The organism is Paenibacillus nuruki (assembly GCF_001721045.1).
In the GTDB taxonomy this organism is placed as follows: Bacteria; Bacillota; Bacilli; order Paenibacillales; family Paenibacillaceae; genus Saccharibacillus; species Saccharibacillus nuruki.
The window spans coordinates 40,268-55,930 of sequence record NZ_MDER01000034.1 but is presented as its reverse complement, the minus strand read 5'-3'; the positions used below and the strand labels follow the sequence as shown (position 1 = coordinate 55,930).

The 15,663-nt window shown below is 39.6% G+C and carries 16 protein-coding genes; 7 read left to right on the top strand and 9 right to left on the bottom strand.

All coding sequences use genetic code 11. The features are described 5' to 3' along the window. Positions 1 to 28: 28 nt before the first annotated feature. Both PTI45_RS08830 and PTI45_RS08825 read left to right on the top strand, forming a co-directional pair. Positions 29 to 754, top strand: coding sequence for a threonine/serine exporter family protein (locus PTI45_RS08830; protein ID WP_069327287.1), 726 nt, complete (start codon positions 29 to 31; stop codon positions 752 to 754). Between the two features lie 29 nt (positions 755 to 783). After that, complete coding sequence (locus tag PTI45_RS08825; RefSeq protein WP_069327196.1) at positions 784 to 1,206, top strand: threonine/serine exporter family protein; 423 nt, start codon at positions 784 to 786, stop codon at positions 1,204 to 1,206. 65 nt (positions 1,207 to 1,271) lie between these two features. Here the strand turns inward: PTI45_RS08825 and PTI45_RS08820 are convergent, their stop codons facing one another. Genes PTI45_RS08820 through PTI45_RS08810 form a run of 3 tightly spaced genes read right to left on the bottom strand, consistent with a single transcriptional unit; the run spans position 1,272 to position 3,146 of the window. Then, positions 1,272 to 1,643: a hypothetical protein gene (locus tag PTI45_RS08820; protein WP_069327195.1), complete on the bottom strand. Its 372-nt coding sequence runs from the start codon at positions 1,641 to 1,643 to the stop codon at positions 1,272 to 1,274. A 24-nt stretch (positions 1,644 to 1,667) separates the two neighbouring features. Continuing rightward, positions 1,668 to 2,168, bottom strand: a complete 501-nt coding sequence (locus PTI45_RS08815) for a hypothetical protein (protein ID WP_069327194.1) — start codon at positions 2,166 to 2,168, stop codon at positions 1,668 to 1,670. 9 nt (positions 2,169 to 2,177) lie between these two features. Further along, the gene (locus PTI45_RS08810) at positions 2,178 to 3,146 is read right to left on the bottom strand and encodes a DUF4261 domain-containing protein (protein WP_069327193.1); all 969 of its coding nucleotides are present in this window, start codon (positions 3,144 to 3,146) and stop codon (positions 2,178 to 2,180) included. Between the two features lie 222 nt (positions 3,147 to 3,368). Between PTI45_RS08810 and PTI45_RS08805 the strand changes: the two genes are divergently transcribed. Further along, positions 3,369 to 3,875: a DinB family protein gene (locus tag PTI45_RS08805; protein ID WP_069327192.1), complete on the top strand. Its 507-nt coding sequence runs from the start codon at positions 3,369 to 3,371 to the stop codon at positions 3,873 to 3,875. Positions 3,876 to 4,099: 224 nt separating this feature from the next. Further along, complete coding sequence (locus PTI45_RS08800; protein ID WP_069327191.1) at positions 4,100 to 5,188, top strand: M24 family metallopeptidase; 1,089 nt, start codon at positions 4,100 to 4,102, stop codon at positions 5,186 to 5,188. Positions 5,189 to 5,343: 155 nt separating this feature from the next. Here PTI45_RS08800 and PTI45_RS08795 read toward each other — a convergent pair whose 3' ends face one another. Then, complete coding sequence (locus tag PTI45_RS08795) at positions 5,344 to 6,099, bottom strand: queuosine precursor transporter (RefSeq protein WP_069327190.1); 756 nt, start codon at positions 6,097 to 6,099, stop codon at positions 5,344 to 5,346. 302 nt (positions 6,100 to 6,401) lie between these two features. Continuing rightward, positions 6,402 to 7,799: an L-cystine transporter gene (locus PTI45_RS08790; protein WP_069327189.1), complete on the bottom strand. Its 1,398-nt coding sequence runs from the start codon at positions 7,797 to 7,799 to the stop codon at positions 6,402 to 6,404. A gap of 511 nt (positions 7,800 to 8,310) precedes the next feature. Between PTI45_RS08790 and PTI45_RS08785 the strand changes: the two genes are divergently transcribed. Next, the gene (locus tag PTI45_RS08785; protein ID WP_069327188.1) at positions 8,311 to 10,002 is read left to right on the top strand and encodes a methyl-accepting chemotaxis protein; all 1,692 of its coding nucleotides are present in this window, start codon (positions 8,311 to 8,313) and stop codon (positions 10,000 to 10,002) included. On the opposite strand, the gene PTI45_RS24105 is transcribed toward PTI45_RS08785, so the two are convergent. Further along, entirely contained in the window at positions 9,999 to 10,139 is a 141-nt protein-coding gene (locus PTI45_RS24105; protein ID WP_175425151.1) for a hypothetical protein, read from the bottom strand. The two genes, PTI45_RS08785 and PTI45_RS24105, sit on opposite strands and share 4 nt — an antisense overlap. A gap of 478 nt (positions 10,140 to 10,617) precedes the next feature. Here PTI45_RS24105 and lplA point away from each other — a divergent pair, with 478 nt between their 5' ends. Both lplA and PTI45_RS08775 read left to right on the top strand, forming a co-directional pair. Then, on the top strand, positions 10,618 to 11,619 hold the full coding sequence (gene lplA / locus PTI45_RS08780; RefSeq protein WP_069327187.1) for a lipoate--protein ligase: 1,002 nt from the start codon (positions 10,618 to 10,620) through the stop codon (positions 11,617 to 11,619). Between the two features lie 30 nt (positions 11,620 to 11,649). Then, complete coding sequence (locus tag PTI45_RS08775) at positions 11,650 to 12,447, top strand: Cof-type HAD-IIB family hydrolase (RefSeq protein ID WP_069327186.1); 798 nt, start codon at positions 11,650 to 11,652, stop codon at positions 12,445 to 12,447. Between the two features lie 111 nt (positions 12,448 to 12,558). On the opposite strand, the gene PTI45_RS08770 is transcribed toward PTI45_RS08775, so the two are convergent. The 3 genes from PTI45_RS08770 to PTI45_RS08760 all read right to left on the bottom strand — a co-directional run bounded on the left by PTI45_RS08770 (position 12,559) and on the right by PTI45_RS08760 (position 15,657). Further along, complete coding sequence (locus PTI45_RS08770; protein ID WP_069327185.1) at positions 12,559 to 13,479, bottom strand: response regulator; 921 nt, start codon at positions 13,477 to 13,479, stop codon at positions 12,559 to 12,561. A gap of 1 nt (position 13,480) precedes the next feature. After that, positions 13,481 to 14,848, bottom strand: coding sequence for a sensor histidine kinase (locus tag PTI45_RS08765; RefSeq protein ID WP_245703463.1), 1,368 nt, complete (start codon positions 14,846 to 14,848; stop codon positions 13,481 to 13,483). Between the two features lie 158 nt (positions 14,849 to 15,006). Further along, positions 15,007 to 15,657: an amino acid ABC transporter permease gene (locus PTI45_RS08760; protein WP_069327184.1), complete on the bottom strand. Its 651-nt coding sequence runs from the start codon at positions 15,655 to 15,657 to the stop codon at positions 15,007 to 15,009. Positions 15,658 to 15,663 lie beyond the last annotated feature (6 nt).

Sequence of the window (15,663 nt, the reverse complement as noted above, 5' to 3'; positions counted from 1 at the left end):
AACGATCAGTCGGGCGATTTTTGAAATTATGGATACCTGTCTGCTTGCCGGTAAAATTATGTTACAAAGTGGTGCGGAAACGTATCGTGTAGAAGATACAATGATTCGGATTGCAGAGACGCTGGGGATTCCTGGATCTCATAGTTATGTTACGCCGACAGTAATTATGTTTTCTACAAATGGAACAGACCCTGCGAAGTTAATACGGATTGCAGAACGTACAACAGACCTGCACAAGATTGCACAGGTGAATCTGGTATCACGCCGCATTAGTAGTGGCGAACTGAATGTAAATGAAGCTTATGAATTGTTAAAAGTGATCGAGGCGGCACCTGGTGAATATAGTGTTCGTATGCGGATTATCGCTGCTGCAATTGCCAGTGGATGTTTTAGCATTATGTTTCAAGGAAGCTGGGCTGATTTCTTACCTGCGGTGGTTGCAGGTGGTGTGGGCTATGCGGCTTCGCTGTATTTACATCGCTGGGTACAAGTGAAATTTTTTGCCGAGTTATCTGCGGCTTTTCTGATCGGATTACTGGCGGCTATCTTTATCAACTGGGGTTGGGGTAATCAATTGGATAAGATTATTATCGGTTCGATTATGCCACTTGTGCCCGGTCTTCTTATTACCAATGCGATTCGTGATCTGATGGCAGGTCATTTGGTATCCGGTATTTCCAAAGGAGCCGATGCGCTATTAACTGCTTTTGCCACTGGCTCAGGGGTAGCGATTGTGCTGACATTTATTTATTGAATTTAGAATGAGAGAAGGTTATATGAATTATGCTGGCGCAGTTAATCACCAGCTTTATTGCTTCGGCAGGATTTGGCATTATTTTCAATGCTCCCCGAGCTTCTTTACTACAATGTGGTATATCAGGAATGTTAGGCTGGATGGTCTATATGCTACTGTATGAATCGTTGACTCCAGTGTCTGCTTCATTGATTGCGACGGTAATTGTAGGTGGAATCAGTCAGGTTTTTGCTCGCATTTACAAAACACCTGTCATTATTTTTAGTGTAGCGGGTATTATTCCACTCGTTCCGGGAGGGCTTGCTTACAATGCGATGCGTAAGTTCGTCGAAAATGATTATTCAGTCGCTATGGAATTAGCAGCTCAAGCGGCTATGATATCAGGTGCTATTGCTCTTGGTCTTGTGTTATCCGAAGTATTGAATCAAATGATACGCCGCGTGATCAAATAGATCCCGGCGTATTTTTTATACTCATCTATATACAACGTTCCATATACAGCCCAAGTCTACTGACACTATACAGGTAAACGCTCATCTATATACGATTCTACTAATCTATCGATAAAATGATCTTCTACTTCTAATGTAAATGCGGTAAAAATCATATCCATATCGTCACTCACATAAGCTGCTAGATCAGCATCGCCGCCTTCTTGCATCACATGGACAAAAGCTAATCGACTCCATTCAGTGAGCTGTACTTGCTCGGCTTCTGTCAGACTGTCCCGTTGTAATTTCTGATATGCTCCTATCCATTCGGTATCAAAATCAGCACGATCTCGATATGCAAGATAAGACTCAGCATCTAAATCTTGCAGAAATGAAGCAGATAGTAATGATCCTTGATGCAGTTTGGTTTGCAACGTTTCTATCGATTGCTTGTCCATCAGTAGCCTCCTTTGGTTCGATCGCTATACAACCGTCCCTTGCTCTAACTTGATCCATAGATTCACATGATCAAATCCAGCAACGACTGCTTTTAACAGATGACCTGGATATAAGCTTTCTGCCGGGATTCCTTTGACACAATCGCCTACATTAATAATTCCCAGTGCATCATTAGGTAAGCTCAAAATAATGCCTTGCGGATAGATCACTTCGACAATCCCTTTAACATGATCGCCTACTTTAAACATCTGTTGTGTCTTTTCCCAATCTTTCATATACGGTTTCATTGCTTCCTGCCATACTTCTTCAAATTCAGCAGCAGAGATATCTTTGCGCTCGCCTTGATCCAGATCTTGATCAAACTGCTGATCATACAGGCAGAAATGCAATTCTTCATCTCGTTGACTCGATACAATCCAACGTTCTTCATCTTCGATTACTTCACGCAGTACCGTCTGTTCTTCATTAATCTCAAAATAATAGTTCTCATCATTCTCTTCATAGCTCAAACGGTAATATTCCATAACCTTGATCTACTCCTGACTTTGGGAACGACTGGATTCCTGTACTCCCGCATAATAGAGATTACCCGGATTCAGATCAATCACCACTCTACGTGGTGCTATCAATGAAAATTGATGCTCACAGGTCCATCGCTGTTCTTCATCTTGTCCAATCGTTTCTCCATCCGTAATAATATCGCCTTGTTCATATAGATAATGCGAAATATCCATTAAGAAACCAGCAACTTCATTTGGATTCATATCATAAAAGTGGCACTGCACATCCGGTACACCTAATGCAGCTAATCCACAACTATCCATTACCATCTCTTGACGTTCTTGCTCAGATTGAATATTGTATAATCTAATATTCAATGCTCCATACAAATCTTGTCCTTCTTGTAGCGCCGCTAAAAAAGCTGTAGGTTCCATCAATTTATCACTACTACGCCAGTAAATTGCATCACATGGAGCAACTTCAAGTATAGCACGTAATACTTGATTAAATAGCTGTAGCCGTTGCTGATGTGGTAGCCCTCTTGCCATCATATCCGTTAACATGAGTTCATAATCACAGGCTTGAAGCACTTCTGAAGCTTCTTGCCAATGCCATGATTGTTGCAGTGCAGTGGTATATAATTCAGCTTGAGGCTCCATTTCAGAAGGCATCAACACCGTCTGCGCTGGCAAATCTCCATCTTCATAGTGAACCATATGATTGAGATGAAAAAAGTGATAATGATCTCTCGGATCGGCTTCTGCATTGGGATCATCTGTAGGATTTGCTTCCCATACAGCGAGTGCCTCCTGCTCTTCTCCTTGGTCATCTAAAACGGTATGCAGTGGGCCTGTATATTCTTGTACTTTGGCATACAAGGTGTCTCGATCAATCGTTGGCTTCGTACGATATAATAGTTGGGCAGAATATATATCAAAAAATCCAAAATCCTCATCGGCTTGTTCATTTTGTTCGTTATCATCGTATTCGTGTGTACTCATGGTTTATTCTTTCTCCTTTCGCTCAATCGCTCGCTTAACTAGTATTAACCTAATTTTATGTAGACGGCGCACTTATTTAACGATTTAGTTATCATCTATGTTCGCCTCTTATCATACAATTCCTATGGGTTAACGTAAACCTATGATTTGGCAAGATTGGATTGTAAAGTCTCAAGTATGTTTAAATATACTTATAGGTTAATAGCCAAGGAGGTCATGAATATGATTCATCCCAACACCATTAAAGTAAGACAAGACATCTGGGATTTTGCCCATTCCTTAAATGAAAATGTGATGAATGAACACAGTCAGCCTGATAAATGGACGATAGCACAGGTGTTAGAACATTTATATCTGATGGAAATGGCAATCACTGCTCGATTGCGAATAAAAGTAGATGAAGAAAATCCTGCTCCTTCTTCTATGCCGTCGATTCCTTTTCATCTTACGCTGGATCGTAATCGTCATACACCTGCACCATTAGCACTTGTTCCCGCAGATAAACATTGTACCTTAATCGAATTGCAGACAAGACTGGTGCGTTCACGCGAACTGTTTACTGAATTGATCGAAAGTATAGATCCAGTGATGCTGGAACATCGGACTATGGATCATCCTATATTTGGGCCACTGACTTTACAACAATGGACTGAATTTATTGGACTTCATGAACAACGACATTTAGAACAAATGCGAGAAATCGAAGCAGAGTTATCTCAATATCATTAATTTGCTTCTAGCTCGTACTAAATATATACACAAAGCCTTCTCTATAATGGAGAAGGCTTTTTTACATTTACTATTTTCACATTCAATAATAACGGTCTAGGATTGATCTTATTTATTTGATTAAAAGGAAGTGAATGCTGTGTCTATTTGTCCTAATGGATATTCCACGTTAAAATAGATATAGTCTGGTAATGCATTCTATAGACAATAAGGAGACTACACTCATGGACGACAGAATCGCCAAAATTCGTGGCCATATGCAAACGAACGGATTAGATAGCTTATTGATTACTGATCCCAAACACGTATACTATCTCACTGGATTCGCCAGTGATCCACATGAACGCTTTTTAGGGCTTTTTATTCCCGATGGAGACGAAGCCTTTTTATTATTGCCTGCACTGGATGAGGACAAAGCTCGTAGCGCTTCTAGCGTATCACGCATAGAGACTCATACTGATACAGATAATCCCTATGTACGTTTGAAAGAATGTGTCAAAGGCAGTATCGGCAATCTAGGTATCGAAAAAGAAAACTTATCGGTAGCGAGATATGAACAATTGTCTGAAGTATTAGAAGCGACTTCGTATCAGGATATTGGCAGTATGCTCAATGCAATGAGATCACGCAAATCACCGGATGAAGTCAAACGAATGAAACATTCGATTCAATTGATTGAAGAAGTATTACGTCGTGGTCTGTCTAGCGTACGTATTGGAGTGACCGAGATTGAATTGGTTGCAGAACTTGAATACCAGATGAAAAAAGTAGGTGCAGAAAAGCCTGCTTTTGATACGATGGTTCTTTCTGGTTCCAATACCGCTCTTCCTCACGGTGTACCGGGTACTCGTAAAATCGCAGCCAATGAACTGTTAATGTTCGATCTAGGGTTATTTGCAGACGGATATGCATCTGATATCACGCGTACATTCGCTATTGGGGAACTGGATGCTGAACTGAACAAAGTCTATCATACCGTTCTAGCGGCGAATGAAGCAGCTATTCAAGCGATCAAGCCCGGTGTTACTTTTGCCTCGATTGATAAAGCGGCTCGTGATGTCATTACTGAAGCTGGATACGGTGATCGTTTTGTTCATCGCCTGGGTCATGGACTGGGTATGGATACACATGAATATCCTTCAGTACACGGGCAAAATGAAAATCTATTACAAGAATGTGTATTGTTCACTGTAGAACCAGGTATCTATATTCCGGGTCTTGGTGGCGTACGCATCGAAGATGATGTTATTGTAACTGCTGATGGCGTTGAAGTCCTTAGCTCGTTCCCTAAAGAATTAACCGTTCTCGGGTAAGCGATAGCTACTCTTGATCTATTCAATACGTATAATGAGTACTATTTATTTTCAATATTAAGATCGTTAACTAACACGTTCTATTCAAAAAAGACACGCTACAGATCGTATGACTTGATCTGGTATGCGTGTCTTTTGCTATGAGCTTATTTTGTTCATTCATGTTCTTGTGTTTGTTCTTCTTTATCTTTGGCAATTTGATAACTAATCATTAATGGCTTATCTTCTTCGGCTACTTTCATACTGCGCGCAAGGTATAAAAATGGTGTTCCTGCTGCTGTCAGTACAAATTTAAGAATATACGTCGTTAAGAAAATTTCAATCCACACTTGCCATTCGTATACACCTAAGAAAGCAATACTACAAAATACAAGTGTATCTACAAACGAACTAATCATTGTACTTCCGTTATTACGTATCCATAATTGATGCGGTGCAGGAAATAATTGACGCAACCACGTATACAGACGTACATCTAGAAATTGACTGATTAGATAAGCAGATAGACTGGCTACTACCAATGTAGGTAATTGATCAAAAATAGTCGTTAAGGCAACTTGTGCATTATCTGCATCTTCAATTCCAGAAACTTTGAAAGTCAAAGCCATTTTCATAACAATCGTCGTCATAATTAAAGTGAAAAATCCAAACCAAACCGCTTTGCGCGCTACTTTCGGTCCAAATCGTTCATTCAATAGATCACTTGCTAAATACATACTGACATACATCGTATTACCTAGTGTTGTTGCTATCCCGAATAATTCAATCGTTTTAATAACTTGAATATTCGCTAATACTGTAGCAACCCCGATCCAAGCATACATCCCTTTAATCCCAAATAATCGATAACATAATGTAAACAAACCATAATTAACGATAACAAATAAAATACCCCACCATATATTAAACATGACCTTTTCCCCCTAGTTTTGATAACGCGGGATGGTTACGAACCGCGGATCAATCACTGAAAACCTGTTTTACTTTATCATATGAGCAAGCAAGCTGCCAACTATTATCACTAATTTTCCCATAAATGATATGTCATTATCGATATGGATCTTCTTTTGAATTGAAAATAACAGTCGTCATATCAACGCAAACACTCCAATAAAGCCCAAAAAGTCTACTCCTTATTCATAATGATAAGGAATAGACTTTTGAATGTTTATCTGTTATTCAATGTACACTTCAATAGATTAATATTTATGAATTATGAAGCTTCCGCAGTATCGAGATCACGATCTGGTTGGTTGTAAACGTCTTTGTTTTGTTCTTTCAACCATTTACTGCTGAGTACACCTGAAGTCATAGAACCACTAACATTCAGTGCTGTACGTCCCATATCGATTAAAGGCTCTACAGAAATCAACAATCCTGCTAAAGCGACTGGTAGATTCATGGTAGATAATACGATCAACGCTGCAAATGTTGCTCCACCACCAACCCCAGCCACACCCAAAGAACTAACCGTAACCACTGCAATTAATGTCAAAATAAACTGCCAGTCTAATGGATTCACGCCTGCCATTGGTGCAATCATAATCGCAAGCATTGATGGATAAATACCTGCGCAACCATTTTGCCCGATAGTAGCTCCAAAGCTCGCAGATAAGTTAGCAATCCCTTCCGATACACCTAACTTTTTTGTTTGCGTTTCTACATTCATCGGGATCGTCGCTGCACTAGAGCGAGAAGTAAATGCAAAAGTAAGTGTTGGAATAATTTTTTTCACATATTGAATTGGATTAAGACCTGAGATCGCTAGAATGATGAGATGAACAACAAACATTGCAATCAAAGCCACATAAGAAGCCAGTACAAAGTTAATCAATTTCAGTATTTCTTGACCACTTGTCGTGGCAACCATTTTGGCAATAAGCGCTAGAATACCATAAGGGGTTAAGCGTAGAATAATGGTGACCATTCGCATCACTACCCCGTAGATCGCTCCCATCATGCTCTGGAACATTTCACCTTGTTTTGGATTTTTGCGTATAAGACCCAGTGCTGCAACTCCAACAAAAGCGGAGAAAATAACGACTGCTAATGTAGAAGAACGACGAGATCCTGTCATATCTGCAAAAGGATTAGTCGGAATAAACTCTAGTAATTGTGCAGGCAATGACATATCTTCGACATCACCTAGACGTTCTTGCAATATCACGCCACGTTGTTGTTCAGCTTCACCTGCTGGAATATCCAGAGCCGTTAGATTGAATCCAAGTGCTACTGTAATTCCTATCGCTGAAGCAATCGCTGTCGTAAATAACAATACACCTATAATAGAACCACTGATTTTACCAAGATTTTGCTTACCACTTAGCTTCAGGATCGCCATAATGATCGAGACCATAATCAGTGGAATAACAACCATTTGAAGTAACCCAACATAGCCACTACCTATCAGATCGAACCATTCCATCGAATCTGAAATAACTTCTGAATCCGGGCTATAAATCCATTGCAATACTACGCCGTATGCAATCCCCAGAATTAAGCCAGTAAATACTCTCTTTGTAAATGAAATATGCTTTTTCTGCATCCAACCTAATAAAACAATCAGTAAGACTAGAACAGCTATATTCACAATAACTAGCAAAACATTCATTTTGACACCCCTTTTGATATATATGTAGTGACCTGAATATTGAGTCGCATTTCATTTTAGCATAATGTCGAGTAAACAGGTAGGGTTATTTGTAAGATAGTTTTAATATGTATTTTCTACATTTTTTGCACTTTTTATAGAAAAAAATTAGGTTTATGACTAATTAAATGAAAAAATACCTATTCAAACAGTGGTCGATTGTTATAATATAGATAATTATTTGAATCTTTTTACTCAGTACTTTAAGATCATATGCGCAATTATTCATGTCATATTTACAGGAAAACCTGTTGAAATAGGATGAATACCGGGAGGAGTCGAATAAATATAGTTCTTTTTGCTTAAAATATTCAAAATACTATACACGTTGCTTCGTATTTCGATTGGAATCAGATAAGACTCTGTGTCACATTTTGTCACGTCGCTAAAAGTTTGATTGTATCTGTAGATAGCTACATGTTGGATGAGAGAAAAGTAACTGTTTTTCAAGTATGGGAAGGGGCAAGTTTGCATGTTTAGAATCAATCAATTTATCAGTCGTAAAATTATGGTGACGTTCGCTGCACTGATAGTAGCAGTATGTATTGTACTCAGTCTTTTCTTTTTCTTTATGACTCAAAGAGTAATTAATCAAAATGTAGTTCCTCAATTCCGTCAGGTCTTGAATATTGCGATGGATGGTATTATCAAAGGCATGGACAGCACACAAGCTATGCAAGCAGCCCAAGGAAACAGTGGCGAAATTATGAAAATCGAAACATACTTAGAAACCCAACTTCAAGCTTACCAACTAGATAATCTATACTTACTTCGAATTGAAGATAACAAAGCCATTGTAGCAGCTGTAGCTAATAGCTCCAAAAATTTCAAAGATAAACAAGAAGTTCAACTAAGCGACAATATCAATAAAGCAATGACTGATGGCAAACTGTTAACAGACCTTTATCAGACTGATGCTGGTTCTACAGTTACCTACTATTATCGTGTACCCGGTAGTTCGGTAATTGTAGCAGCGAGTATGGATGCTAGCTTTGTAAATAGTATTATTTCGAATCTGATCTGGACTACAGTGATTGTAGCTATTGTTGCTCTTGCCGTATGTCTATGGGTCGCTTACAAATTTAGCCGTAAAATCACCCTTCCACTTGCACGCCTTGTTCGTCATACTCGCCTTGTTGCAGAAGGTAATTTACAACAAGATATCAAAATGACAGGTAATGATGAGATTGCTCAATTAGCTCGTGGATTCCGCTTAATGACCGAAAATTTACGTACGATGGTGCATCAAGTCTTAGATAGCTCAGATAAAGTAGCTGTCGGTACAGAAGCGTTAACTACACGATTAAATAAAATGCAACGTATGGTCGATCAATCTGTTCAATCCGTGACTAGTATTGAATCCGGTAGTGAAATGATTGCTAATACGACTTCTGAAAATGCACGAGCAATGGAAGAAATCACAACCGGTATCCAACATATTGCTTCATCTACAGCTGAAATTTCAGAACAAATCGGTGATGCTTCAGATAGTGCAATCACTGGTAACCAAATGGCTCAACAAGCAGTCACTCAGATGGGATCTGTTGAAAAAGCCGTTATGGACACCAAATTATCTGTACAAACATTAATCGAACGTTCAGAATCGATCAGTGAGATTCTGGTAGCAATGAGCGATATCACCAAACAAATCCGTATGCTTTCCCTGAATGCTTCGATTGAAGCAGCTCGTGCAGGCGAACATGGTCGTGGCTTCGCAGTCGTCGCTCAAGAAGTAGGCAAGCTTGCCGAACAGTCTCGTGCATCTACCTACGAGATCGAAGAAGCACTCGAATCGATTCGTCAAGAATCTCAAAAATCCACCGAATCGATGGATAGCGTGACTAATGAAGTGAAATCAGGAACAGAATTAGTACAACAAGCAGGTGATGCGTTCAATCGCTTTGTTGAAATGATGCAACTAGCGAACCAAACGGTTCAATCTGCTTCAGCGGCAACTCAAGAAATCTCAGCTGGTTCTGAAGAAGTCAGTGCTTCTGTAGATGAAACTGCCGAAATCACTCACAAATCCCTGACCAACGTCAAAGCAATCGCCAAAAACGCTGACCGCCAATCCGGCGAAATGCTAGCCTACGTCGAAATCATGCGCGAACTCAACAACGAAGCCCTATCCCTACAAAACATCGTCAGCAAATTCAAAATCTAACTCCATCTCATATCCCATTCCATACTTAAAACATTCCCAAGCCAGTATAGCTCACCCGAGTCTATACTGGCTTTCTTCATACTAATACCGCTACCCACTTTTTTCCATAATGCTTCTACCTTAACCACTTTCTTCAACAAATCACCTCCTTCCTCTTCCTTTACTAATCCCTACCACGATCTCTTATATCCTTACCTCTTAAATTTATCTCTTTTACTATTCACCTTTCCCTTCGCCAATCCACCACTTCATCACTCTTAAACTTCCTAACCAATCTACTCTATTCTCGCACTTCTTACTAACTACTCTTTTCTACTCCTCCCTCCCCTGGGACTAGGATTGCCTTTCTAACCACAGTTGCGGAGGGGATCGGTTCTTCTGAAAGAGCGAAGCGCTCGCCTTTGTAAAGGAATCCCTACCGCCCAGCGGTTATTCAAGGGATTCCTTTACAACAGCGACGACAAGAAGAACCGATCCCCGTAGCTCTCCCACTCCGCCCCTTCAATCCTTCCCCCTTATATTTTCATAATGTTTGGTTTACAATAAGAAAGCAGGCTATTTATCATCTTTTTTGATAAAAATCTGTTAATGATGAGTACAAACGGAGGAAGAATCATGCTTTTTATTGATAATCAGGGAATTCACGATCCAACCATCAATCTGGCAATCGAAGAATTTGTACTGAAACATTTGCCAATGGATGATAGCTACCTGCTTTTTTATATTAACGAACCCTCGATCATTATCGGTAAACATCAGAACACGATCGAAGAGATTAACGCTGAATATGTCAAAGAAAACAATATTCATGTGGTACGTCGTCTTTCTGGTGGTGGAGCAGTGTATCACGATCTAGGCAACTTAAGTTTTAGCTTTTTGACCAAAGATGACGGTCAATCGTTCCATAATTTCCGTAAATTTACCCAGCCTGTTGTGGAAGCATTACACCAATTTGGCGTGAATGCCGAATTATCAGGACGTAATGATCTTCAAGTGGGCGAACGCAAAATTTCGGGAAATGCTCAATTTTCGACACGTGGACGGATGTTTAGCCATGGTACACTGATGTTTGATTCAGAACTGGATAATGTGCAATCTGCGCTTAAAGTGAATCCAGAAAAGTTCAAATCAAAAAGCACCAAGTCAGTACGCAGTCGTGTCGCTAATATTACTGAATTTTTGGAAAAACCTTTAACCATGGATCAATTCCGTGACGATATTTTGCGTCATATTTTTGGTGTAGAACCTTCAGAAGTTCCTCAATATGTACTGACAGAAGACGATTGGAAAAAAATCCATGAAATCTCGGCGGAACGTTATCGCAATTGGGATTGGAATTATGGTCAATCACCAGAATCCAATATCAAGCACACTCGCAAATTCCCTGTAGGGATTATTGATTTACGTATGGATATCAAAGATGGTCATATTCATGAGATCAAAATCTATGGTGACTTTTTCGGTATAGGTGATGTGGCTGATATTGAAAACAAATTACGTGGTCAGCGTTATGAAGAGAGTGTCGTTCAGACTGCTTTAGCAGGTACAGATATTAAGCACTATTTTGGAAATATTGAATTAGAAGAGTTTGTGGGATTGGTATTTTTGCAAGACTAGAATGAGATAGATAAAAGGAGAGTTACCTACATGTATAAATTAATCGCCATCGATATTGATGATACACTAATCAACGATAACAAAGAAGTTACACCGGCTACACAGACGGCTCTAGAACAAGCTGTCGCTAAAGATGTGGTCGTTACACTAGCAACAGGTCGGGCGTATGCGTCTGCTCAAGCTATCGCTCGTCAAACAGGTCTTAATGTACCGATCATTACGTATCAAGGGGCTTTAGTCAAAAACTTGATGGATGAAAAAGTATTGTATGAGCGTTATGTGCCGATCGAAGCTGCTCGTAAATTATTCGAATATTGCATCGAACATAATTTGCATTTGCAAACCTATATTGATGATAAATTATATGCTCGTGAAGTGAATCAACATTTGATTGATTATGCAACTTTGAATGGTACTCAGTATCATATCGAACCGGATTTCAACAAATTGATCGAGCAACCTACGCCTAAGATGCTAATTATTGACGATCCTGCATTCTTGGACGAATTACAACCGATCTTACGTGAATTGCTTGGCGACAGTGTTCATATTACCAAGTCCAAACCTCAATTCCTTGAAATTATGCATAAAGAAGGAACCAAAGGCGCAGCACTTACTTTCCTTGCTGATTATTTCAATTGTGATCTAAAAGATGCAATTGCTGTAGGCGATTCATGGAACGATCATGAAATGTTAGAAGTTGCAGGTTTAGGCGTAGCAATGGGAAATGCCATCCAACCGCTCAAAGATATCGCTGATTATATTTCAGCTAGCAATAACGAAGACGGTGTTAAAGAAGTGATCGAGAAATTTATTCTTAACGCTTAATCTGTAATAGCTACCAAAGAAGCACCTTGCCAAGGAGTATAGGATCATCTGCGTAATATATGCTAGATAATCCTATACTCTTCGGAAGGTGCTTTTTTACATACTCTTCATTTATCTATTTTTCATCTGATCCAATGCTTCCAGATACAAGACTTGCAAAAACTTTTTGATACTGACTTTGCTTTTACCATCATCCCGTTCTTCATCAATCTCTTTCATTTTGGCACGAATATCTTCAAAGTCAAAATAAAGCGGAGCGTAATGTTCAAACTTAGGATTGCCGTAGTCTGTCAGTCCTATTGATGCTAAATGATTAAGTGCAGTCGTGACCGTTCTTCTGATACGTTGCTCAATCGCCTTAGCTTCTTTATCCACTTCACGCGGCGTATGCTTATAACGGCTAGCTGCGGCTTCATACAATTGTCGCAACGGTGGGAATGAACCCGGTTTACCCTGCTGTTCCAGTAATATTTCCATAATCGCTGTCAAATCACCACAACCGGATTCGCCAACAATGCCTAGATTCATATAAATCGGTCGCACCATATCATCTACAGTTCGTGGTTTTATTGATGTGGAAGACGCCGTATTGGGCGAGAACTGACTGAGTGTATCGAGTTTGGACAAAGAAGATTTTAACTCATTCAAATAGTGTTTAATCTCTGTATGCTCGGTCACTCGGGAAAGAACAGATTCAACTTCAATACGGTTAATAGGCTTTCGAATAAAAAATTCAATCCCAGATTGATAAGCTTCGCCAACCATTTCTTGATTTTCGATCTGTGAGATCATCACGTATTTGCCATGATAACCTTGACGCTTCAATTGCATAATCGTTTCTAATCCATCTTGATCGGGCATCAACCAATCAATTAAGACCACATCAGGATGCGTCTCCAAAATAATACGTGTACCTTCTTCTCCACCTCGCGCTGTACCGATCACTTCGCCAAGCTGACTTTCTTTGATGATATTCTCAAGCATAGCACGAGTTGCTGGATCATCATCTACAATACAAAAAGATAAAGCCATCTTATTCCCCCTTTTTCAACAATAACGTTGGTAATTTCACTTCAAAAATCGTCTGCCAAACGGTATCTTCTGCTTCTTGTAGTTGGATCGTTCCTCCTAGCGAACATACAATATCATGCACATGAGAAAGCCCTATTCCTGTAGCTGCGCTTCCACCTTGAGCGAACTTGGTCGTAAAACCAGGTTCAAAAATTAATTCACGTGCTTGCTGGTCGATCCCTTTACCCGAATCATAGACAGTGAGTATCGTATCTTGCCCTTGTTCCCACACACTTACTTCGATCGAACCACTTTCGCCTAACGCTTCAACAGCATTGGATGTCAAATTATTCAGTATCGTCAGTAATGGAATATATTCAGAAGTAATATAATTCACTTCTAAGCGAGCTGTAAACGTCACTTTTTTTGCTAACATTGTCGCATATTTGCGATTACCTCTTATGGTATAATCCAGTATTTCAAATAGGGATAAAGCAGTCTGTGATTTTTGATCAAATAATTTGAGCAATCCAGCGGCTATACGTTGAGAGTCTTTTTTGACTTCATGTATTTCCTGGGTAATACTCAGTTGCCTTTGACTATACTCGGTTAGACCTTCACGCTTCATATCCATATATAAGCGGTAACTACTGCTGGTTAGATGCTCGATCGTATCCATCGATTTGCGTAAATAAAACACTTCACCATATAGACCCGCATTTACAGCTAACATCTGTTCCATTCGCTTTTTCTGTTCACTATGAAGAGCACGAATCTGGCTCACCGAGATACTGCTATATAATCCTGTTGTAAAAAAGCCACGAATCACAGCAACTAGAAAAATATAGCCCCATGTTGCTGGAATCATAATCTCACTACCTGTAAGAATCCAGCGACAGATCATTTCAATCGTATTGGAGCCAAAATCAATACAAGCCGTCACTCCACTTAGCAGCAATAGGTTCATTCGGGTTAATCGACTTTGAATACAAAACATACCGATCGCAAACGTCATATAGTACAAACCTGCTGATGTATGCACACGTGCACTCTCATCTATAGAGAATAGATGCGGAGCCGAAATAAAGTCCAACATCATACGAAAAACAACCACTGTTAAAGCTGTAAATATCCCTGTTCGCAAATACGGAAGCCGATTCATGAGTAGCATCAATAATAGAAAAGCACTACCACCTAGACCAATCCGAAATAGATCACCTTGTACTGGATTGATTTTGAATTCACCGGCTACTGCTGTACCGATCGCTACAGTAAGCATCTGGATTTTTTCATTTTTAAAAAAAGTCGCCATCCGTCCTTCCGCTCCTCTGGAACTGGTTTCTGCTGCGACTTGATGATAGGACAATGCGTACTTAAGTTTGTTCCACATGCGGTAAAAAGGTTTATGAAATTGTTTATATGGTATCATACATTTTCCCTTTCAGGCTGTATACTTTTACAAATCGATAACAAATCTTAATTTCACATACCAAAAACCGGCCCCCCTGCGGAAACCGGTGATTTACATCGTCGATATCTTTGCCGAATTTAAGCTGTTTTTGTTTCTAATCGTTTGGAAATTAGCGATAGTGCATAATTGATCACAAAGTAGATCACAGCGATCAATAATAAGATTGGAATCGGATAATTAGAATTTTGTCCCATAATAATCTGTGCATTGTGTACCAATTCAGCTAACGAAATAATAACCGCTAATGAGGTATCTTTAAGAAGCGAGATAAATTGACTCACTAATGGTGGAACCATTTTACGTAATCCTTGAGGCAATACAATATGCCATAACGTCTGCATTTGCGTAAGCCCTGAAGAACGTGCAGCTTCTACTTGCCCTTTGGGAACCGATGTTAGCCCTGCACGAACAATCTCTGAGATCATCGAAGCTTCGAAGGCAGTCAGCGCTACAATAGCACCGAAGGTGATCGTCATTTTGATTCCAATCTCTGGCAAACCGAACTGTACAAACAAAATAATAAGCAATAATGGCAAATTACGCAAGACTTCAACAATAACCATTAATATCGGTGATAAAATGGGTACTTTGGCATAGCGAATCGTTCCTACAATACAACCAATCACAAAGCTAAGTATAATCGCGATAAAGGCGACAAAAAGTGTTATTTTCAGCCCTTCCATAAGAAAGCGCAAGTTATCCGGTGAATATGCTCCTATGAAATCCATCAATTG